The organism is Streptomyces sp. NPDC094448 (assembly GCF_044763775.1).
Classification (GTDB): domain Bacteria; phylum Actinomycetota; class Actinomycetes; order Streptomycetales; family Streptomycetaceae; genus Streptomyces.
Genome location: NZ_JBIWGU010000007.1, coordinates 281,743 through 302,796 on the forward strand (window position 1 = coordinate 281,743; position 21,054 = coordinate 302,796).

Genomic DNA, 21,054 nt, shown 5'->3' on the forward strand with positions numbered 1-21,054 from the left:
GTGACGGCATTCGACCGTACGTACGGAAGAAAAGACAGTCCTTGACTTGGACACACCAACTGCCCTATGCGGAAGCGGTGTTCCGATATCCGGACGGGAATGACCGGGAGGTTCCGGGGGTACGGAGGGCGGGAGGCGGCGCGGAAGCGCGAGGCAGATGTACGGACCGGGCCTCGGGGTCGGGTATACAGGAGCGGCTCCGGCCGGGCGGGTCCCGGCGGTACCGTCCCGGGGACCGGTACACCGAACGGGGCAGCCGTCAAGGGGTGTGAACCCGTGCGCCCCCCATGCACCGGTGGCCCGGCCGGAGGAACGCTTACCGCCGGGACCCGCCGGGCATCCAGCACCGTAGAACCACTCGGCGATGCGACCGCGTCGAGCGAACCCCCCGATCTGTTCGTCGATCTGTCGTGAGGACGGTAACCGTCATGCCGCGTCCGACTCCTGCACAGCTCGCCTCCGGTTCGGCCACCGTCGTCCTGTCGGCGCTCGCCCTGCTCCTGTTCACCCGGACCACACACGCCCTCGGGGTCGCCGCCATCGGAGTGGCGGCGATGGCACTCGGGCTGCTGGTGGCGACCGCCCTGCCGATGAGCCGGGCGCTGAAGGCGGCGTCCCGTCCCGGGTCGTCGAAGCGCACCCGGGGGGCCGCGGCGCCCGCTCCCCGCCCGAAGGCGCATGCGGGAGCGGGCGCGGACTCGTCCGGTACCCGCCGGTAGCCGGGGCACGGCCGAGGCGAGGACGGTGGGTCGGGCCTCGGGTCGGGCCTGCCGTCGGGCCTTGGGTCGGACCTCGGGTCGGACCTCCCGTCAGGCCTTGGGGCAGACGGTGGTCAGACGGCGGTCAGACGGTGGTCAGACGGTTGTGCCCGGACCCGTGCCCGTCCCGGGACCGGTCCCCGGTCCGGTTCCCTCCGGCACGGTGACCACCACGGTCTTGGCCGCCTTGTCGTGCAGGCCCTGCCGATAGGGCCGGTCGGCCAGGATCGTGATGATGATGATCAGCCACCAGACGCAGAAGCAGCAGACCAGCGCGGGGACCCAGAGCACGGCGGCCCGGGTGAAGGCCGCGGCGGTGTTCGGTGTGCTGCCGTCGTTGAGCATGGCGACGCGCAGCTTCAGCAGCTTCTTGCCGACGGTCTGACCGGTTTTGCTGACCATGATCGTGTCGTAGCCGACGTACGCGACCAGCGAGATCAGCGACCAGAGCCACTGACGGCCGGTGTTGATATCGCTGGTGATGTCGTTCCAGTCGTCACCACTGCTGCCGGACGACCAGCCGCCCGCGAACAGCGAGATGATGAAGAGCGGAATGAAGATGATCAGCGCGTCGATCACCCGGGCGGCGAGGCGCCGGCCGAAATCGGCGAGCGGCGGCATGCCCGCGAGGGGGTCGGGGGTCCCGCCGTACGGTCCACCGCCGTAGGGGCTGCCACCGTACGGGGGCGGCGGTGTCCCGCCCGCGCCTCCGTAGGGCCCGCCGCTCTGGCCCGGACCGTACGGCGAACCCGGGGGCGGGCCCGGGGGCGGCGGGGGCGGCTCCTGGCCGCCCGGTGGAGGCGGCGGCGGGGGCGGGGGCGGGGGCTCGGAACCGCCGCTCTGCCCTCCCGGCTCGGGCGGCCGCTTGGCGAAGGGGTCGTCGTCGCGGGGCCGGTCGCGTTCGGGGTCCCCCCAGCCGGAGGGCGGTGGCTGGTCGTTGCTCATGAGGGCAGTGCAACCCGCGCCCGGGACCGCCGCAAAAGGACGCACGCCGTTCGGGGGACGGCGCGGGGCGGGCGGCCCTGATCCGCCGGCCGCCCACCGGGCTCGGGCGGTCAGCCCTTGACGTAGGTGCGGGCGGCCTTGTCGTGCCAGCACTGCCGCCACGGCCGGTCGAACAGGCACCAGACCACATTGACCAGGCCCACGGCGATCAGGCCGAGGCCGCTGTAGACCAGCCAGCGGCGGAGCGCGGCACCGAACGGCGGCGGCTCGTGGGACTCGATGTCGGCGACCGAGACGCCGCAGAGCTTCTTGCCGAGGGTACGGCCCCATTTCGCAGTCGGCAGGGCCTCGTAGAGCGCGCCCAGGACGAGCAGGGCGGCCAGCACGATGCCGAGCTGGACGCCGGTGGTGCCGTCCAGCAGCCAGACCGTGACGGTCTCGCCGGACCGCTCGGCCGCCTCGATCTTGGTGTTGATGTGGTCGATCGCGCTGGTCAGCAGGGGTACGGCGACGGCTCCGACCAGGGTGCCGAGGACAGCTGTGTCGATGAGCCGGGCGGCGAGCCGCCTGCCGAGCCCGGCGGGCCTGGCCGCGGCCTGCGCCTGGGCGATGGCCAGGAAGGGGTCGTTGACCGGGGGCTTCCACGGGATGACCGGGGCCTCGGGCGGCTGCTGCGCCCAGGAGGCGGCCCCACCGCCGGACCCTTCGGTGACCACCGGGGGCCGCACCGGCTGCGCCTGCTCGGGCACGAGGGGGTGGGGGTGGGGGTGGGGGTGGGGCTGAGGGGCGGGGAACGCCTGGGGGGCCTGGGGCTGAGGGGCCGGGAACGCCTGAGGTGCCTGGGGCTGAGGGGCCGGGAACGCCTGAGGTGCCTGGGGTGCCTGGGGCGGTACGGGGCGAAGAGTGACGGCCCCTTCGGGCGCGGGCCGCACGGGCGCGGGCGCCGGGGCCGCGGCGGCGGGAGGTTCCGGGGCAGCGGGTACCTGCGGGGTCGCTCGAACCGGAGCGGGGGCCTCCGCGGCGGGTTCCGGTACGGCCGGGCTGGTGGACCGCACTCCGGGCAGCGCGCCGCCGGTCGGATCGGCCCCGGGCGCGGGAGGCTGCGCGGGAACCCGGGCACCGCCCCAGTCCACCCGCCCCGGCTCCCCGCCGAACCCGCTCTGCCGCGAGGTGTCGGCCTGCCAGGCGCTGGCGGGCTCGGACCGCACAGGCTCGTCGCCGGGGCCCTCGTCCAGCCCATCCAGCCCGTCCAGCTCGTCCAGAAAAACGGGCCCGGTCTCCTCCGCGGCCGGAACCACCGGAGCGGGAAGGGCCACGGGGGCCGGGGTGGCGGCCCCACCCTCGGGAGCGGGCCGACTCGTACCCGGAACCCAGGCGGCACCGTTCCAGTACCGGACATATCCGGGGATGGACGGATCCGGGTAATACCCTTGCCCGGGTACGTTCCCGCCCTCGTCAGTAGGAGTACCCAATGCCCCCAACTCCGATCACCAGCAACACCTTGACCTGTCCGGACTGTCCAGCGTCGATGACCCTCTGATCGCCCGACTGCGGCGGCGGGGCCGATCAACGGTACTGGACACAGCCGGCGGGTACGTGCCGTACACGCCCCGGCGGCCGGGGGCGTACCTCCGACTGTCCCTGGACGACATTAACGAAGAACGCAGGACGAAGAAGAAGGAGTCCAACAGGAAGGCCGCCTTCGATCGTCAGAGCGAGGGTGTCGAGGACCGTACGGACCCGCATACCGCAGGGCGATGAGCGAACCGCCCTCGAACTCCCCGACGGAACACCGTCCTGCACACGCTCACCGCGTCACGCACGGCACGAAGAACGCCGCGCTCCTCTTGGAGAAACTCCGCACCGGCGACGGCCAAGCCCAGCTCGCCTACCGCATCACCGCCGACAGCAAGGCCCCACTCCAGGCCGCCCGGAACGGCCCCGTGAGGCCACCGGTCCGCCTTCTTTACGTACCCGGGGGCCCGCCTGCGGCAGGAGGCCTTTGGCCACTCAAGCCGCGCGTACCCGACTGTGCCGTGCTGGACGGGATCGTGCGGCATCGGGAACGATGGCGATACGGCACGATCTTCCGCGACAAGGGGTTGCCAAGTGGTTCGCGCCTGTCTCCGAGGCCATGGTGTTCATGGTGATGTCCGATTCCCGCACACCGACTCGGCCGGTAGCCGAGAGCGCACGTTCCAACTAAATGAAACGGGCGTCAACGGCTGAAAGAACCCCAGGTCAGCAAGTGTCGGCCCCGCGCCAGCGGGGGTGTTCCCGCGGACGTCGAGGCCGCCATGAAGTGGGCCGAGTCGGCCCCGCGCCAGCGAGGGTGTTCCGGCGAGTTGCTCCCCGTCCCCGTGTCCCGCGCCTCCGGGCCCCCGCGTCGGCCCCGCGCCAGCGGGGGTGTTCCGCGGTCCGGCGCCTGGCTCATCTGCACCGGGGGGTCGGCCCCGCGCCAGCGGGGGTGTTCCGCTGGGCATGGTCTGGTCCCACTTCGACGTCGCGTCGGCCCCGCGCCAGCGGGGGTGTTCCCCCGGAGTTGTCGAGCCGTTCCATCGCCCGGGTGTCGGCCCCGCGCCAGCGGGGGTGTTCCCCCGGAGTTGTCGAGCCGTTCCATCGCCCGGGTGTCGGCCCCGCGCCAGCGGGGGTGTTCCCTGGCCACCGCCCTCGTCCCCGTGGGGCGCCACGTCGGCCCCGCGCATGCGGGGGTGTTCCGATCTACGGGGGAGGAGTCGCAACAGCCGCTCGGTCGGCCCCGCGCATGCGGGGGTGTTCCGTAGAGGGGCCCCTCTACACCGGTAGAGCCCCCGTCGGCCCCGCGCATGCGGGGGTGTTCCCCCGGCCGATCAGTGTCAAATGGCTTGCCATGTGTCGGCCCCGCGCATGCGGGGGTGTTCCCGGCGCAGCATGGCCGCCGCCACAGTGGGCGCCGTCGGCCCCGCGCATGCGGGGGTGTTCCCTGTGGCTCATCGACCTGGTGCGGGTGTCCGCGGTCGGCCCCGCGCATGCGGGGGTGTTCCGGTGGCCAGGATCATCGTGCCGGTGTTCCTGGAGTCGGCCCCGCGCATGCGGGGGTGTTCCCGGGTTCCTGCCCGCGCGCACGCCGCACGGTCCGTCGGCTCCGCGTCAGCGGGGGTGTTCCTGAAGTCCCCTCGCCCGCTTCGCCTTGGCGCGGCGTATCGCCGCCCCCCGAACGGGGGCGCTCAACTGAGTCAGGAGCGGCCCGCCCACCTAGCCGGTTTTGACCGGCCAACCGTTCAGCGGATTGAGCAGGGGCAGAGTGACGCCCGGTACAGCCACCTACTGCTCATCGCCCGCGCGCTCGACGTGCCGCTCGCAGAGCTGGTCCGCGACGACGAGGGCCTTGGCCCCGGCCCGTGACAGGGGCACAGGCCGGAGCCGCACATCCCGGCGGTGGGGTCCCGCACTTCCCTCGCGACCGGGGATCTCAACGGCCGCGCCGAGGCCGGGCGGTCGGCATCTGCGGAGCGGAAGGCGCCGACCGCACCCCGGCCTCGTCCATCCCCGGCGGCACCGGCGGCCGGCACCGCGGATGGGCATAGAAGTCCAGGCGGGCTCCGGACATCGACTCGATGGACCATCGGTTCTTGTCGGTCCCGTCGGTCTTCCCGCCGCAGCGGTAGCGGTACTGCAGCCCAGTGCTACCGACGGCCCACTCCCAGCTCGGCCTCCACGTCCTCCAGCTCTTGGAGCGCGCGGGTGGAAATCGCGTCGGCATGGTCGGGGCAGCCGTAGAGCTGCCTGTCCTGGCCGCCGGTCCCGCGCGGTATCGCGGCCGCTTCCTCCACCCCATCGGTGCGGCAGCACACGACGCACGCCATGGGTAACGGCAGCGCGGTCACCGTGGCCCGGCCCGGGTCGGCATCCGGGCCGGGCAGCTCGGCGTCCTGGCCGTACAGCGGGTTCCCCGGGGCGGGGACCACCCGGAGGGCGAGCGGTATCCGTCCGACGAACTCACGGTGCAGCGGCTCTCGGCCGGTGTGCTCCAGCGCCCACTGCTCCACCGCGGCCCGGGGCTCGCCGCGCACCCGACCAGGGCGGGAGCGGCAGTGCATCTCGTACATCATGGGCTCGGGGTCCGGGAGAAGCCGCCACAGCGCGTGCCGGTGCACCGCCCGCGTCACAGGGGCCGCCTGCTCTTCGCACGGAGCCGCTCGATGAATTCCGCGACTGCCGCGCTGGGCACCACCCGTACGATCGCACCCTCGGGTGCCGGCTGGTGGGCTCGGTCACGTACGCCGCGGTGGAAATCCCGGCACATCGCAGCGCCGCACCGGCATGGCGGCCATGCCTGCTCGGGAGCCGCAGCCGGCAGGCCCGGCGCAGCGGGAGGGCGATCGGTAGGCTGCATGCGTCGACTCCGTCCAGTCGGCTATCCCCCGGGCCGGGCAAGGCCGCAGGGGTCAGTCGTCTCAGTCGACGACGCGCTGGCTCCGAAGCAGAGGAAAAACCCGGCGGTCGTGCCATCACAGCGACCGGAATTTTCGGTGCACCCGCGCTCGCTCCGGGAACCTGGTCGCTACGGTGAGTAGGTGAAGGGGAACGAGAGCCTCGCCGACGCCATGCGGGACCGCGGCTTCAAGCAGTGCGAGTTAGCCGACGCGGTGAACGGCCATCTGCGGACACACGGTCACGAGGGCACAGTCGGAGACCGCACAGTCCGCAACTGGCTGACCGGGAAGACCAGGTGGCCCCATCGGCGACAGCGCGAGGCGTTGGAGGGAGTATTCGCCTGTACCGCCGAACAGCTGGGATTCAGCCCACCGGTACGACGGCGCACCCCGACACCTCCGGAGGGCCCTGTGGATCGCAGGAACTTCCTCACCGCAGCAGGCAGCCTTTCCGTATCTGCCGCGATTCCCCAGGTCGGCGCCCCACCCGCCGTCGGCGCATCAGACGTGCTCCGCCTCCGTAGCGGCTTGGACGCCCTCATGGCACTGGACGACACCCAGGGTGGGCACGAGGCGCTGGAGCGCGCCGCACTGGCCGGGGCGGCCGAGTCGCTCGCCAAGCAAAAGCTTTCAGCCACACAGCGCATTCGGCAGCGCCTCTACGCCGTGGCCGCCGACTACACAGCGACCGCCGCCTGGAGCGCTCTGGACGCCCAGCGCTGCGAGCAGGCCCGGACGTTCCTGGGCAGGGCGCATCACCTTGCAGGCATGGCCCAAGACCCTGCGATCGAAATGCGAGTGTGGAACTCGTACGCCATGCTCGCTCACCAGCGTGGCCAGCACGGCGAAGCCGTCGCCTCGGCCCAGGCCGCCCAGGCCGCCACGATCCCCTCTTCGCCTCCCTCGCCCACGCCCGCACCGCCGTCGGGCACTCGTCCCTCGGCGACCGGCAGGCAGCCCTGCGCTCCTTGGGATGCGCCCAAGAAGCCCTCGGCAAGGCACAGGCCCATGCGCGCCCCAGCTGGGTCGCCTTCTACGGGCCGGCCGAACTGGCCGCCATCACATCCATCGTCCGAGACCGCATCGGAGACTCCGCCGACGCTGAAGCCGCCTCCCACCAGGCCCTGAGCAACATCCCCATGGCTTTCCTGCGGAACCGGGCCATGGCTACAACCCGACTGGCCCTGGCCCAGCTGCACCAGCGCGACACCGACCAGGCCTGCGCCACAGCCGCGACCGCCTTCTCTCTGATGTCCGGACACCCGATCCCCGGACGGATGCGATCCCTTCTCGCCGACTTCTACCGGGAACTGATCACCCTGGTCCCCGATGCGCGAGTCGCCCGAGAGTGGGAAGACCGCTACCGATCTGAATGGAGCTAGCTTGAATGCCGCCTTGGAGATCCGGCGCTTCACCCATCACGACCGGCCTCGAATCCGCCAGACACTCATAGACATCCACGCAGACGCCTACGCAGACGCGATGGATGTCGACTTCAACCAGCGGTTCCCCTGGTTCGTGGACCACTGGGGCGGCAATCCTCACTTCGCCTGCGTGATCGCCTTCGACGGCGACATCGCAGCAGGATTCGCATACGGAGCACCGGCTCCGCCATACCGCGAGTGGTGGCGAGAGCACCTGAGCCCGGCCCCGGGCGCCGATCGGACCTTCGCCTACTCCGAACTCGCAGTCCGCGCGACGTACCGAAAGACGGGCACGGCCGAATTACTCTCCCGGACGCTGCTGGGCGACCGAGACGAAGACCTCGCCGTCCTACTGGTGGACACCGAGCATCCCCGGGTCCAGAAGCTGTACGAGTCCTGGGGCTTCCGGAAGGTCGGTGAGCGCCGGCCCTTCCCGGACTCCCCGCTCTACGCCGTGATGCTCGCCGACCTTCCCCTGAGGTAGGAACCGGGTCGGCTGTCGCGCATCGTCCGGGCGATCGACGCCTTCACGCAGGATCTCGGCGCGCTCCGGGGAACTGGAAGGGGCCGTGACCATCGGAGCCCGCGCCCTGCAAACCTCTCGGAAGTCCCTCCCGTCCCTGCTTCTCGTGGCCGGAGAACTCACCGGAGAGCTGGACGCCCGCTACCCCCGCGAATCCCCCACCAGAGATTTTCAAGATCACGTGTCTCAGGTCGCTCGTGCGCCCGAGCCTTCAGGGAAGGCCAAACGCTGAGGTACCCCGTTTCGAGGCGTCCCGGGGAGGGCATGCAGCCCCGCGGCACGTCGTGCGCGGCCCCTGTCCCGGTCCCAGTCGGGAGATTGGCCACGATCAGGTCAATGACCTCTGCGATGGTGCCGGGCGTCCCGAGGATGACACCATCGCTTGCACGACGAACCAAGTACCCCACGGGTTTACAGGAGAGGCGGGTACGGTGGCGGACCGGGTACCGGCTGACGCACGCGGCCAGTTGGCATCAGACACGGCTGGGGCGTGAGCTTCGTGATTGCCAAGGTCGTCGTAGGCATACCGCTCGCTCGCCCTCGCGGCAACCGCGGTGACCCGGCCGGTGGAGCTGAGGGCATACGCACGGTCGCTGTCGGGCCGAAGCCGACCCGAGAGGCCATCGGTCCAAACCTCCTTCCCTTGCCCGAAGGCGCGCCTGCGGCGCGCGGGCAGTCTGCCGCCCCGGCGGGCGGCCTTTGGCCATTCAGGCCCCGCGCACCCCAGTGTGCTGTGCTGGACGGGAGCGTGCGGCATCGGGAACGATGGCGATACGGCACGATCTTCCGCGACAAGGGGTTGCCAAGTGGTTCGCGCCTGTCTCCGAGGCCATGGTGTTCATGATGATGTCCAATTCCCGCACACCGACTCGGCCGGTAGCCGAGAGCGCACGTTCCAACTAAATGAAACGGGCGTCAACGGCTGAAAGAACCCCAGGTCAGCAAGTGTCGGCCCCGCGCCAGCGGGGGTGTTCCCCGGAGCGGGGGGTGCGTGACCGCCCAGTCCCAGTCGGCCCCGCGCCAGCGGGGGTGTTCCCACCCGCTCCTCTTCCTCCGGCCCCTCCTCAGCGTCGGCCCCGCGCCAGCGGGGGTGTTCCCGCGTCGAGCAGGTGCGTGTGGGCGTCCCACAAGTCGGCCCCGCGCCAGCGGGGGTGTTCCCGCCGCGTTGCAGCCCCACCCGAGCACGGTCCCGTCGGCCCCGCGCCAGCGGGGGTGTTCCGTCAGAAAGTGCCGCGAGAATGGGCTCAAGATTGTCGGCCCCGCGCCAGCGGGGGTGTTCCCCCTGCTTCATCACCCATTGACGAGAGAGGGAAGTCGGCCCCGCGCCAGCGGGGGTGTTCCCGTCTGGAGCATCGGCGACACGGGCACGGTCACGTCGGCCCCGCGCCAGCGGGGGTGTTCCCTCATCCACGCCGCGCTTCCTCCCTACTACCAGGTCGGCCCCGCGCCAGCGGGGGTGTTCCGGCGCAGCGCGTCCTCGGCGCCGAGCCGGTAGCGTCGGCCCCGCGCCAGCGGGGGCGTTCCCGGCCTGGATCTCCGGAGCGATCCGCCTGGGCGGTCGGCCCCGCGCCAGCGGGGGTGTTCCGACCAGCGTGGACACGTACGCGGAGTACGGGAGGTCGGCCCCGCGCCAGCGGGGGTGTTCCGTACCGCGCCGAGCATGTGGCCGGTGACCGGTTGTCGGCCCCGCGCCAGCGGGGGTGTTCCGAAGTGGCCCGCGAAACAGCGGCTGCTGCTCCAGTCGGCCCCGCGCCAGCGGGGGTGTTCCGCGGAACCCGGTCTCATCGGCGTGGATGCCCATGTCGGCCCCGCGCCAGCGGGGGTGTTCCGCAGGATCACCAGAGTGCCCGGCCCAGTGGATGGTCGGCCCCGCGCCAGCGGGGGTGTTCCGGCCCTGCGTGACCTCGGGGTACCCGCACTGCGGTCGGCCCCGCGCCAGCGGGGGTGTTCCGTTCGGCGCCGACGAGGGTGATCGCGCCGTGACGTCGGCCCCGCGCCAGCGGGGGTGTTCCTCCCTCGCGCTCGCCGACGCCCTCGCCGAGGAAGTCGGCCCCGCGCCAGCGGGGGTGTTCCTGCAGTCCATCGCGGGGCCGAACGAGCTGGCGCGTCGGCCCCGCGCCAGCGGGGGTGTTCCGGTGCCGTCGAAGCTGCCCGGCGTGGCGAAGGCGTCGGCCCCGCGCCAGCGGGGGTGTTCCCACGGCATTCCTCGCGGCATCCAACCGGCTGAAGTCGGCCCCGCGCCAGCGGGGGTGTTCCCCGCCCCGTGCTCGCCCTCATCGCCGACCACACGTCGGCCCCGCGCCAGCGGGGGTGTTCCGGAGCTCCGCGAGTGCGGACTGGCCTGGAGCCTGTCGGCCCCGCGCCAGCGGGGGTGTTCCGTGCAGCTGAGCGGCGAGGACGGCAACGTCTACGTCGGCCCCGCGCCAGCGGGGGTGTTCCCCGCCGTCTCCAGGCCCCGCCCGGAAGCGAGTTGTCGGCCCCGCGCCAGCGGGGGTGTTCCGCGCGCCACCGCCGGTACACGAGTTGTCCATCCGTCGGCCCCGCGCCAGCGGGGGTGTTCCGAGGCCGGTTGAGGTGATGTTCTGGGTGATGTGGTCGGCCCCGCGCCAGCGGGGGTGTTCCTGCTTGCTCGGCTACTTGCGGGGTCCGCGGGTCGTCGGCCCCGCGCCAGCGGGGGTGTTCCTCATCACAAGCCCGATGCCTACCAAAACGTAGCGTCGGCCCCGCGCATGCGGGGGTGTTCCGGGGCGGGACGCGGGTGCCTGGGAGCGTGGTGAAGCTGCCGCGGAAGTCCGCGAGCTTGGCAACCCGCTCCTCCACCTTGCTCTCGGCCGCAACGATCCAGACACGCGCGAAACTCAGCTCCGGATCGCCCACGGCTGGCGATCGGGCGGTGCCGACGCACTCGGCGAAGAGGTCGCGAAACAGTTCGAGTTCGAACTGCATTCTGTCCTCGCGGACTGGAGTCGGCACAGTCTGGGTCCTCCCGGCGGCGACAGATCAGGGTGGGGCCGACCCGTGTCGGATTGGCCTCGCCTTATGGACGGATTTACGCCGCCAGGCGTTACATGGCTCAGCCGATCTCGTCGGGGCTCAGCTCGTTGACCCATAGCTGGGCTGAGGCAAGATCGGGTGCCGTCCCGGCCGGAGTAAAGGTGAAGCCGTCCCACTCTTCCAGCGCGCGTGGTGTGTCCGGTCGGATGTGTCCGGCGCCGCCATAGAGGGGCCGGTGGCGGCGGTAGACGTCCAGCGGTGGGCGGCGCCGCTTGTCGTACATGGCCAGTGGGTTGATGGCGTCAAGCCGCGGGGCGGCGCGGGACGGCTGGTTCGGAGGGCCGGGTCGGCGGTGCTTGCCCATGCGTTCGATTGTCTCAGGCAGCGATCGTGGCTGGACGACTGGCGGCAAGGTCCCTGGCTCTGTCTCGTACGTCGTCAACCGCGGCAGTCTCGTACGTGCGGGCGGCGTGAAGCAGGGTGTTGAGCCGGGATGTGATGAGCGTTGAGTCGATGCGGGCTGCGCTGTCGAATGCCTCATGGGCTGCTGCGGCGGCGCGCTCCGGCTCGCCCTCATCGAACAGCTCGGCGGCGAACCCGACACAGTCCATGGCCTTCACCCGGTCAAAGCCGGGCCGGTGGAGGCGGAGAGCGTCCTCGAAGTGGATGCTCGCCGTCCTGCGGCCCCGGTGGAGCGCGGCGAGGTCGCGCGCGGAGACCGCGCGGGCGCCGGCGTGCTCGGCGGCGTCAAAATAGTCCACCCACGCGGGAACGTCATCTCCGAGCCCGTCCGCCAGAAGGGCGCCGGCCTCGTCCAGGTGCCTGTCAGCCTCGTGGGCGCTACCGAGGGCAGCGTGGACGCGGCCGGTCTGCGAGGCCACCAGCGCGCGGATCGCGGGCCGTGTCGCCTTCCTAGCGGCGATACCGAGGAGCCCGAGGGCATCTTGCGGCCGCCCGAAATAGATCATCTGGTGCGACATGCGGGTGACGATCTCGACTCCGCGGTCGCGCTGTCCGGCCTCGCTGGCGGAGTAGATGCCGTAGCTCCAGTACCGCTGCGCTGCCGGATACCGGCCGCTGTCGTGGCTGACCCACCCGGCCAGGGCCGCCAGGTCGGCGGTCGCGGAGAAGACCCGGGTCTTGAGGCTCGGCGGTACGCCGTTTTCAATGCGCCGGGCGACTTCGGCGAGCTGGGCGACGATCGCAGATCGGTACAGGCCGCCTCCTTTGGAGGCGTCGGCCGCGATGAAGAAGGTGGCGACCTCTTCCAGCGCGGGCTCGCGGAGGTGGTGCACCTGGTGGACGTCGTCAGCGGCTCCGCCGCGACCCTCAGTCCCGGCGAGGGCGGCTGGGCCGTACGCGAAGGCGGGCCGGTGAAGCTGTGGGAGCGGATCGAGCGCGTTTTGGACGCCTATGACGCAGCAGGTCAGCCAGGGCCGGAGAGCTTCACTCTGCACGTCCACGCCGACGGGCAACATCTGCGGCACCCGCAGATGCCCAGCCTGCCGCTTCCCAGGCCCTGACGGCTCCGGGCCGGGTCCACAGTGTGGCGACACGGGCCGGGTCCGAACCGCCTCAGCGGGTCGAGGTCCGGGATGTTCGCCTTGGGTATGTGGATCTTCTTATTCTCCGAGTGCCGGTTGATCGACCGCCGGGTCTGCCGACGAGAGTTGGTAGCACTGTCGAGAAAATCCGGATCGTGTGCGCGTGTGGCATTCAGGAGCAGGCTCATCTCCCGGCCGGTACCGTATGACAGGAATCCGGCCGAACGTCACGGCTGGCCATACCGAAGTTCCTGCCCTTGGCGGCAGTCGACTGCAAAACTTGCACGATGATCTCCGGGGTGGTCCGGTTATCTTTCTGCCTTTCCTTGTTGAATATACCGTCGACGGTGATCAATGGAGTCGCATCTTTTGATCCGATACGGCATGCGAAACCTTCTGCATTCACAGCGGAATGTTGTCCACGACATCTGCACGAGTCCGGGCCGGTCCGGGGAGGGCAGTCAGCCCCGCGGCACGTCGTCCGCGGTCCCGTCGATCGCGGGCCCGGTCCCGGCTGGGAGGTTGGCCACGATCAGGTCCATGGCCTCTTCGATCGTGTCGGGCGTCCCGAGGGTGGCGCCATCACTTGCACGACGCACCAAGTACCCCTCCCCCATCAGGTAGATCGTTCCCACATCCTCAAGCCAGGGAAAGCGAATGCACCGACTGAAGGAGAGGGCGCCGTGACTGACGAGTGGATACAACTGCCGGAGTTCAAGGCGAGCGTAAGCGGCCCTGGGAATTTCGGCGCTGATCTGGCGATCAGTCATCCCGAGCACCAGTTCCCACTGCTCGTCCACCGTGTCAGCAGTCAACATGTTCCACCAAATCCTTCTTCATACGAGCCGTTACGCATGCGCCCGACAGCATACGTGGTCAGTCCGCCGTCGACTTGGGGCCGAACTTGCCCAGGTGCGGAATATCGGGCCGCGGCACCTTGATTTCCTGATTCTCCGAGTACCAGCGGATCGAGTCCCAGGAACGGCCCCGCGCCTCCTCCTCGGTATCGCCAAGGGCTATACCCCCTTCATATTCCCGTACGGCCCTGGCGATGACACTCATCTCCCATGCCGTCCCGCTACCAGAACCCGGCCAGTTGTTGAGACCGAAATTCTCCCCCTTCTCCACCGCCTTGACGAAGGCTTCAACAATCGTCTCGGGAGTGTTCCAGTTCCCCAGCACGTCCTTGCCGTCCCTCGTAATGGGCATACCGTCGAGAGTCACAGAAAGCGTCGTTCCATTGCGGTCGTACACCGCTTCCCCAACGTTGAGCATCCAATGCGGATTCCCACTCCCGAGGGATGAGAATTCGGGGCCGTTGTACGTATGGGCTCCCGGGTCTCCATTCCTCCGCAGATGATCAGCCAGGCCGTCCGACCCGGCGTTCGGGCCCAGATCCACACCCAGCACCACACTGTGCCGTCCCCCCTTGTCTCTGGTGGGACAGCCCGTACCCGGCTCTGCCGCCAGCCCCAGCGGGTCGATCTCCCCCGTCGGATTCCCCACATACGCATAAGCGTTCGGCGACGGCAGGAGCCCCAGCGGGTCCGGTGTCAGATAGTGGCCCGACGCCGGGTCGTAGTGGCGGTGGCGGTTGTAGTGGAGGCCCGTCTCCGGGTCGAAGTACTGGCCCGGGAAGCGCAGCGGGGTGTACGCCGTCGCGCCCGGGTGCCAGCCCGTCGTACCCCAGAGCGTGGTGCGGGCGCGCCAGGCCACATCGCCCTGCTCGTCGACGAGTTCGCGCGGCGCGCCCACCAGATCGGTGACGACGGCGAAGAACCGGTGGTCGATCTCCTCCTGGGGCGCGTCGGCGCGCAGGCGGCGTTCGGTCTGGGAGACCGGGTGGAGGCCGTCGTGGTCCCAGGTGAGGACGGTGGTGATGCCGGGGCTGCTCGTGGAGCCGGAGGCTTCCTCGCACAGGACGTCACCGTCCCAGGTGAAGTCCGTGCGCTCCACCGCGTGGTCGCCTTCGGCGGCGAGGCGTTCCTTGGCGATACGGCGGCCGTGGGGGTCGTAGGTGTAGCGCCAGCGGGTGCCGTCGGGGGTGGTGACCTGGGTGAGGCGGTCTTCGGCGTCCCACGTGTAGTGCCAGTTGTCGGGTTTGCGGGAGAGGCGGGTACGGCGGCGGCGGACGACCCGGCCCTGGGTGTCGTACTCGTAGCGGATCGTGCCGGCGCGGTTGATCCGGGTGCCGGCGTACCCGCGGGGCCCGTTGGTGTCGGGCGCGGCCGGGGTGCGGGCTTCGGTCTGGTTGCCGAGGTCGTCGTAGGCGTACCGCTCGGTCCAGCCCTCGGCGGTGACGGCGGTGACCCGGCCGGTGGGGGTGAGGGCGTACGCGCGGTCTCCGTCGAGGAGGTCGGTGACGGCGGTGAGGGCGCCGTCCTCGCGGTAGGTATAGGCGCGGCGCTGGACGGTCCGGTCGGCTTCCGGGCCGGTGCGGACGTGCTGGGCGGTGAGGCGGCCGAGGCCGTCGTAGCTCTGGTCGACGGTGAGGCGGTCTCCGTGGCGGCGGGTGCTGCGGCGGCCTGCGGGGTCGAAGCCGAAGACGATCCGGTGGCCGGAGGCGTCGAGTTCGGCGGTGCCGCCGGGGTAGGTCCAGTCGCTGGTGGCGCCGCTGGGCGTGGTGCGGTGGACGCGGCGGCCCCCGGCGTCGTAGTGGAAGGTCAGCTCCCGGCCGTTGCAGAGTTCGCGGAGGAGTCTGCGGCCGGTCGTGTCGTAGGTGTACTGGAGGTCGAAGCCGGGTCCGGTGGCATGGGTGAGGAGTCCGCGGGCGTCGTACCCGAAGCGGGTGACGGCGCCTTCGACGTCCTTGGTGATCAGCCGGCCGGTCCGGTCGCGTTCGTAGCGGACGGTCTGCCCGGCGCCGTTGGTGCGGCTGGTGAGGCGGCCCGTGGCGTCGTGGGTGTAGGCGAGGGTGCGGCCGTCGAAGTCGGTTTCGGCGGTGAGGCGGCCCGCCGGGTCGTAGCCGTAGGTCCAGCTCATTCCGCGGGCGTTGGTGACGCGGGTGAGGCGGAGTTCGGTGTCGTAGCCGAAGGTGTGGCGGTCGCCGTCCGGGCCGGTACGGGTCTTGAGCAGGTCGAAGTGGGTGTAGGTGAAGTAGGTGGTGCCGCCGAGGGCGTCGGTGTGGCTGAGGCAGTTGCCTTCGCCGTCGTAGGTCCAGGACTGTTCGGTGCCGTCCGGTTCGGTGCGGCGGGCGGGCAGGCCTTCGACGGTCCATTCGAGGACGGTCGTACCGCCGTCGGGGCCGGTGATGCGGACGGGGCGGCCGAAGGGGTCGCGTTCGTAGCGGGTGACCGTGCCGCCGGGGCCGCGGACGGCCTCGGGCAGTCCGGCGGCGTCGTGGCGGACGCGGTCGAGGGTGCCGAGGCTGTCGTCGAGTGCGGTGAGCCGGCCGTGGGCGTCGTGACCGGTGCGGGTGGTGGTGCCGTCGGGGTGGGTGAAGACAGTGGGGTTGCCGGAGGCGTCGTACTCCTGCCGCCAGACCGCTCCTTCGCCGTCGGTGACGGAGGTGAGGCGGCCGTGGTCGTCGTAGGTGACGGCGGCGGCGGTGCCGTCCGGGTGGCGTACGGCGACGAGGTTGCCGCGGTCGTCGTGGTCGTACTCGGTGGTGTGTCCGAGGCGGTCGGTACGGCTGACGACCCGGTCCCCCGGGCCGTAGGAGCGGAGTTCGGTGTGGCCGAGGGCGTCGGTCTCGGCGACGACGCGGAGGCGGTCGTCGAAGCGGAACACCTTGGTGGCGCCGGTGGAGTCGGTGTAGCTGGTGGTCCGGCCCGCGGTGTCGTAGGCGAAGACGCCGGAGAGGTGTCCGTCGGGGCCGACCGTGCGCATGACGCGGCCCGCGGTGTCGTAGACGTAGTGGAACGTGGACTCGTTGCGGTCGGTCCAGGAGATGATGCGGGCTTCGGTGTCGTAGGTGAAGCGGAGGGGGAGGTTCGAGGAGTTGGTGACGGCGTCGAGGTTGCCGTCGCCGTCGTAGCCGTACGACATGACGGTGACGGGCCCGTCGGGGGTGCGCAGGGCGATGCGGTCGACGCGGGCGTCGCGGACGGTGACGGCGATGCGGTAGCCGCCGTCGTGGACGATGCGGTCGGGGGCGCCGTCGGGGCCGCGGTGGAAGGTGACGCCGTTGCCGTGCCGGTCCTCGATCCGGGTGAGCCAGAAGGCGGTCGAGGGGTGGTAGGGGCTGCCGGTGAAGGTGCGGACGAGTCCGGTGCGGGGATCGGTGACGGTGTACGCGGTCTCCGCGCCCGACTCGTCGGTGCCGCCGTGCGTCAGCGCCAGCCGGTCGCCTTCGAGGGGCAGGACCCCGGTCGGGTCGCCGGGCGCCGGGAGGGCGGGGTAGATCAGGACGGTGCCGTCCTCGCGGGCCCACAGGGCGCCCAGCCCGCGGCTGTCGAACTCGATGCGCTCGTCCAGGGTGGAGGCCCAGCTGCGGCCGAACCAGTGCCCGTGGTGGTAGCCGGAGAGATGGACGCGGCGCAGGACGAGCGGGAGGGTGCCGGGGAGGGTGAGGTCGGTCTGCGGCAGCAGCATCTGCCCGGAGGCGACGTCCACCGGGTCGCCCTCGCACTCCCGCAGCTCGGGCGGAATGCTGTTGCCGCGCGGATCGGACTTGGCACCGTCGAGTGACGCGGGCTGGGTACGGGTGTCGGCGGGGCCCTTGCGGGTGTTGCCGGACCCGGGCGGGGTGGTGCCGGATATGTCGCCGCCGTCGCCCTGGACCTTGCGGCCCTTGTTGACGCTGTCCCGGGTATCGACGTCGACGCCCTTGTTGATCCGCGAAATCCGGCGGACGTTCTCCGGGAGGGTCGTGCCGAGGTGGTTGCCCATGGTGGAGGTGGCCTTGGTGAGGGCCTCCATCGCCTTGTCGACGACGGGGTCGAGCGCCTGGGCGATATCGTCGCGGCCCCGGGTGCGGCCGTGGTGGGAGCGGGCCTTGTCGAGGCGGGACGTGGTGCGGCCGTTGACGCGGACGCTGACCAGGTTGAGGTCGTTGCCCGCGCGTTCGTGCTCCGCGTGGTCGACCTTCCCCCGATCGCCGCCGCGGCCGCCCCCACCCGCGGAGTTCAGGTTGAGGGAGTCCTTCCCCGCCTGCGCGGTCTGCTCCGGGCTGACGCCGTCCTGGAGGCCGAGCGCGGCGGATCCGGCCTGGACGACGAGGTCGGCGGCCATCGACTCCAGCGCGGCGACCGCCGGTGCGGTCATGGCGCCGACGATGTAGCTCACGACCTCGTTCATGCACTCCTTGATGGCCTTGCGGACCAGCTGCTGGCAGGCGGCGATCGCGCCCGCGCCGAGGAGTCCGGAGAGGCCGCCGGTCACCGGGATGAGGGCCATGGAGATACCGGCCTTGGCGGCGAGCGCGCCGAGGTGGCCGATGGCCACGTACTTCATCGCCTCGATGGCAGTGGCGGCCTTCTCCAACGCTTCCGCGATCAGCCCGGCCGCCGTCGCCAGGTCCTTGAGGTGCTTGCCCTTGACCTTGTCCCAGTGCTGGTTGAGGGCGGTCATCGCCTCGCCCTCGCCGGACGAGAGCAGCCGCTGGACGTGCCGGTTGGCGATCTGGCCGTCGTCGAGGATGTCCTCCTGGAAGGACCGCAGACTGGCCGCCATATCGCGGTAGGCGTCCTCGTCCACGTTCGGCCAGTTGACGCCGATCAGGTCGAGCAGGGTATCCGCCCAGTCCGGCACGGTTACTGCCATAGCGTCAAGCCCCCGTTTGAGTGAACATCAGCCCTTCACTCTTACCACGGTGTTCGCGGCCGCCGGGTTCCTCACCGGACGGTGGAGAGCGGCCCGCACCGGCCCCCTGGCTGCCGTGTCGAGGCCGGTCGCAGCGGCCCGGACCGGAACCGGACCGGAACCGGACCGGAACCGGATCGGACCGGAAGCGGACCGGAACCGAACCGGAAGCGGACCGAAAAAAAATCTGCCGAAGTCGCGTAATAGTCCGGCGTCCGGCCGCTCTCCCTTGCGTGGGCCCGTTTCGGGGCCCGTGACGACGAGGAGAAGAAGCCCATGCACTCCACGGTGGAACGCGAACTGGAACTGCGGCTGGTGCTGTCGGCGGAGCGGAGCATTCCGGTGCCCGCGAAGCTGGCGTACCGCACCGACGACCCCTTTGCCGTGCACATCACCTTCCACATCGGCTCCGAGTCCCCGGTCCACTGGACCTTCGCCCGCGAGCTGCTGGTGGAGGGGGTGTTCCGGCCGTGCGGCCACGGAGACGTACGGATCTGGCCGACCAAGGTGGACGGCAGGAACGTGGTGCTGATGGCCCTCAGCTCCCCCGACGGCGACGCCCTGCTGGAGGCACCGTCCTCGGTGGTGTCGTCCTGGCTGGAGCGGACGCTGCGGCTGGTGCCGCCGGGCTCCGAGGCCGGGATGCTCGACATCGACGACGGTATCGCCGGGCTGCTGGCGCACCACTCGGCGGACGGCCGGGGCCGGTGCTCCCGCCCGGAGACCGGCGAGACGGAGGACGGCGATGCCTGAGAGAGGTTCCGTGGACGGCCGGGCACCGGAGGCGGACCGCTGGGGACCGCCCCGGTCGGCGCCCGGTTCAGCCGGCGGCGGCCTCGGTGGGCGGGGTGAGGAACTCCAGCGCGTGCCCGTCGGGGTCGTCGACGTAGAAACCGCGACTGCCGTGGAGGAGGTAGGTCGCCCCGGGCTGGGTGTGGTACGGATCGGCCCAGTACGGCAGCCCGCGCTCGACGACCTTGGCGAGGATCCGCTCGAACAGGTCGTCCGGGACCCGGAAGGCCAGATGCTGGGAGACGATGGCGCCCTCGCGGTCCAGATAGTCGAGCGTGAGCCCGTCGTCGAGGGTCAGTGCGGCGAACGGGCCGTTGGTGTACGGCGGCTCCGCCGCTTCGATCAGTTCGGCCAGGAAGCGGGCGCCCCCGAAGCGGTCGCTGCTGTGGACGATGGTGTGGTCCAGTTGTGCGGACACGGGTCCTCCTCAGTCGTACTCCGGTCGGGTCAATTACCGCTGTCCCAGGGATGGTCGAGCCCGGCGGCAGCCGTCTTCCCCACCCTAGGAGCGGGAGGCGGGGCGGGGCCATCGGGCCTTGGTCGTAGGGCGCGGGACCCGGCAGACGCCGGTGCCGGGCCAGGGGCTCGGACAGGGGCTCGGACAGGGGCCCGGGCCGGGGACCTAGGTCGCCGGGACCGGTCGGCGGGACCGGTGTTCGGTGGGGCTGATGCCGCGGAGCCGTTTGAAGGCGACACTCAGGGCGAAGGCGTTGGCGTAGCCGACGCGGCGGGCGATCGTGTCGACCGTGTCGTCGGTGCCGAGCAGCAGATCGGCCGCCGTGCCGACCCGCCACGCCGCCAGATACGTCATGGGCGGCTCCCCGACCTGTTCGGTGAAGTGCCGGGCGAGCGCGGCGCGCGACACTCCGGTACGGAGGGCGAGGGAGGCGACGGTCCAGCGGTGGGCCGGGGCGTCGTGCATCAGCTGGAGGGCCGGGCCCGCCACCGGGTGCTCCCAGGCCCGGTACCACGGCGGGGCCTGCGCACCGGGGCGGTCGAACCAGGCGCGCAGGGCGGCCAGCAGCATCAGGTCCAGCAGCCGGTCGAGCATCGTACGGCGGCCGGGCCGCGGACTCCCGATCTCGGCCGCGGCCAGATCGAACAGGGGGCGGTCGAAGTCGGTGCCGGGGACGACGAGGATCTCGGGGAGCGCCCGCAGCAGCCGGTCGCTGATGCTGCCCGGGGCGTCGTACGCGCCGCTGAGCAGGACGGCGTCACTGGGCGGAACTCCGTCGCCGAACGGGACACCATCGCCGAACGGAACGCCGTTGTCGTACGGGACACCATCACCGAACGGGACACCGTCGTCGCACGGGGCGTCCCCGGGCGGGGCTTCGGTGCCGGGCACGGCTTCGGTGCCGCAGGGCGGTACGGAAGGGCGCGGCGGGCGGCCCGCCGCGGTTTCGCGAGGATCGCGGGGGTCCTCGTGAGATGCCGGTACGGCGGCTTCCGCCGTCCGGGCACGGCCCGTACCGACCAGGATCTCCACACCGTCGCCCCCGGCCGGCGGCGGGCAGTAGGCGGCGCCCGTGATCAGCGTGCGCGGCCCCGCCCCGGGGTCGTCGGCCACGGTGTACGCGGCCCGGCCCCTGACCACCGCGACATCGCCCGCCGCCAGGGGCACCGGCTCCCCCGCGTCCGGCACGATCCACCCCGTACCGCGCACCAGGGCGACCAGGGTCAGCGGGGCGCCTCCGGCGAACCGCAGCGACCACGGGCCGTCGACGCAGGCGCAGCGGAACACGGCACCACGGGCCCGCACGCCGTCCATCAGCTCGGCCAGGACGTCCGCGCCGGCGGCATCCGTACGGACAGCACCGGCGGAGGTCCTGCCGTCGGGACCGACCCCGCCGATGGCCGTCCCCTTCGTGGTCGCGCCGCTCCCCGCATCCATGAACTCAGCGTAAGACGATGGGA

13 protein-coding genes, 1 pseudogene and 2 CRISPR repeat arrays are annotated in these 21,054 nt (G+C 71.3%); of the genes and pseudogenes, 5 read left to right on the forward strand and 9 right to left on the reverse strand.

Going from position 1 to position 21,054, the window contains the following annotated elements; all coding sequences use genetic code 11:
* Positions 1–428: 428 nt before the first annotated feature.
* On the forward strand, positions 429–719 hold the full coding sequence (locus tag ACIQ9E_RS16010) for a hypothetical protein (RefSeq protein WP_403707228.1): 291 nt from the start codon (positions 429–431) through the stop codon (positions 717–719).
* A 135-nt stretch (positions 720–854) separates the two neighbouring features.
* On the opposite strand, the gene ACIQ9E_RS16015 is transcribed toward ACIQ9E_RS16010, so the two are convergent.
* From ACIQ9E_RS16015 to ACIQ9E_RS16025, 3 genes are all read right to left on the reverse strand, one after another.
* Entirely contained in the window at positions 855–1,703 is an 849-nt protein-coding gene (locus ACIQ9E_RS16015; protein ID WP_403707230.1) for an RDD family protein, read from the reverse strand.
* A 110-nt stretch (positions 1,704–1,813) separates the two neighbouring features.
* Positions 1,814–3,184, reverse strand: coding sequence for an RDD family protein (locus tag ACIQ9E_RS16020; RefSeq protein ID WP_403707232.1), 1,371 nt, complete (start codon positions 3,182–3,184; stop codon positions 1,814–1,816).
* Between the two features lie 769 nt (positions 3,185–3,953).
* Positions 3,954–4,848: direct repeats of the CRISPR family, unit length 28 nt; unit sequence GTCGGCCCCGCGCATGCGGGGGTGTTCC.
* Positions 4,849–5,368: 520 nt separating this feature from the next.
* Positions 5,369–5,851 (reverse strand): hypothetical protein, encoded by a 483-nt coding sequence (locus tag ACIQ9E_RS16025; protein WP_403707233.1) that lies wholly within the window; start codon positions 5,849–5,851, stop codon positions 5,369–5,371.
* A gap of 1,235 nt (positions 5,852–7,086) precedes the next feature.
* Here ACIQ9E_RS16025 and ACIQ9E_RS16030 point away from each other — a divergent pair.
* On the forward strand, positions 7,087–7,500 hold the full coding sequence (locus ACIQ9E_RS16030; protein ID WP_403707235.1) for a hypothetical protein: 414 nt from the start codon (positions 7,087–7,089) through the stop codon (positions 7,498–7,500).
* Between the two features lies 1 nt (position 7,501).
* Positions 7,502–8,026 (forward strand): GNAT family N-acetyltransferase, encoded by a 525-nt coding sequence (locus ACIQ9E_RS16035; protein ID WP_403707237.1) that lies wholly within the window; start codon positions 7,502–7,504, stop codon positions 8,024–8,026.
* Between the two features lie 986 nt (positions 8,027–9,012).
* Positions 9,013–10,809: direct repeats of the CRISPR family, unit length 28 nt; unit sequence GTCGGCCCCGCGCCAGCGGGGGTGTTCC.
* Between the two features lie 329 nt (positions 10,810–11,138).
* Here ACIQ9E_RS16035 and ACIQ9E_RS16040 read toward each other — a convergent pair.
* Positions 11,139–11,423, reverse strand: a complete 285-nt coding sequence (locus ACIQ9E_RS16040; RefSeq protein ID WP_403707239.1) for a DUF6087 family protein — start codon at positions 11,421–11,423, stop codon at positions 11,139–11,141.
* A gap of 13 nt (positions 11,424–11,436) precedes the next feature.
* The gene (locus tag ACIQ9E_RS16045; RefSeq protein WP_403707436.1) at positions 11,437–12,354 is read right to left on the reverse strand and encodes a hypothetical protein; all 918 of its coding nucleotides are present in this window, start codon (positions 12,352–12,354) and stop codon (positions 11,437–11,439) included.
* On the opposite strand from ACIQ9E_RS16045, the pseudogene ACIQ9E_RS16050 reads away from it, so the two are divergent.
* Positions 12,337–12,582, forward strand: a pseudogene (locus ACIQ9E_RS16050) (SAM-dependent methyltransferase); the annotation flags it as partial. The gene ACIQ9E_RS16045 and the pseudogene ACIQ9E_RS16050 sit on opposite strands and share 18 nt — an antisense overlap.
* Before the next feature lie 482 nt (positions 12,583–13,064).
* Here the strand turns inward: ACIQ9E_RS16050 and ACIQ9E_RS16055 are convergent.
* Together ACIQ9E_RS16055 and ACIQ9E_RS16060 are read right to left on the reverse strand one after the other, a co-directional pair.
* A complete protein-coding gene (locus ACIQ9E_RS16055) occupies positions 13,065–13,421 on the reverse strand; it encodes a DUF6193 family natural product biosynthesis protein (protein WP_403707241.1) in 357 nt (118 codons plus the stop codon).
* A gap of 58 nt (positions 13,422–13,479) precedes the next feature.
* Positions 13,480–18,306, reverse strand: coding sequence for an RHS repeat-associated core domain-containing protein (locus tag ACIQ9E_RS16060; RefSeq protein ID WP_403707243.1), 4,827 nt, complete (start codon positions 18,304–18,306; stop codon positions 13,480–13,482).
* Between the two features lie 315 nt (positions 18,307–18,621).
* Here ACIQ9E_RS16060 and ACIQ9E_RS16065 point away from each other — a divergent pair, with 315 nt between their 5' ends.
* On the forward strand, positions 18,622–19,098 hold the full coding sequence (locus tag ACIQ9E_RS16065; protein ID WP_403707245.1) for an SsgA family sporulation/cell division regulator: 477 nt from the start codon (positions 18,622–18,624) through the stop codon (positions 19,096–19,098).
* A gap of 67 nt (positions 19,099–19,165) precedes the next feature.
* Here ACIQ9E_RS16065 and ACIQ9E_RS16070 read toward each other — a convergent pair whose 3' ends face one another.
* Together ACIQ9E_RS16070 and ACIQ9E_RS16075 are read right to left on the reverse strand one after the other, a co-directional pair.
* Positions 19,166–19,555: a VOC family protein gene (locus tag ACIQ9E_RS16070; protein WP_403707247.1), complete on the reverse strand. Its 390-nt coding sequence runs from the start codon at positions 19,553–19,555 to the stop codon at positions 19,166–19,168.
* 204 nt (positions 19,556–19,759) lie between these two features.
* On the reverse strand, positions 19,760–21,031 hold the full coding sequence (locus tag ACIQ9E_RS16075) for an AraC family transcriptional regulator (protein ID WP_403707249.1): 1,272 nt from the start codon (positions 21,029–21,031) through the stop codon (positions 19,760–19,762).
* Positions 21,032–21,054: the final 23 nt, after the last annotated feature.

Excerpts from the sequence above, each read along its gene's own strand:
- ACIQ9E_RS16075 (WP_403707249.1), bottom strand. The coding sequence starts at position 21,031 with ATGGATGCGGGGAGCGGCGCGACCACGAAGGGGACGGCCATCGGCGGG.
- ACIQ9E_RS16040 (WP_403707239.1), bottom strand. The coding sequence starts at position 11,423 with ATGGGCAAGCACCGCCGACCCGGCCCTCCGAACCAGCCGTCCCGCGCC.
- ACIQ9E_RS16060 (WP_403707243.1), bottom strand. The coding sequence starts at position 18,306 with ATGGCAGTAACCGTGCCGGACTGGGCGGATACCCTGCTCGACCTGATC.
- ACIQ9E_RS16065 (WP_403707245.1), top strand. The coding sequence starts at position 18,622 with ATGCACTCCACGGTGGAACGCGAACTGGAACTGCGGCTGGTGCTGTCG.
- ACIQ9E_RS16055 (WP_403707241.1), bottom strand. The coding sequence starts at position 13,421 with ATGTTGACTGCTGACACGGTGGACGAGCAGTGGGAACTGGTGCTCGGG.
- ACIQ9E_RS16010 (WP_403707228.1), top strand. The coding sequence starts at position 429 with ATGCCGCGTCCGACTCCTGCACAGCTCGCCTCCGGTTCGGCCACCGTC.
- ACIQ9E_RS16015 (WP_403707230.1), bottom strand. The coding sequence starts at position 1,703 with ATGAGCAACGACCAGCCACCGCCCTCCGGCTGGGGGGACCCCGAACGC.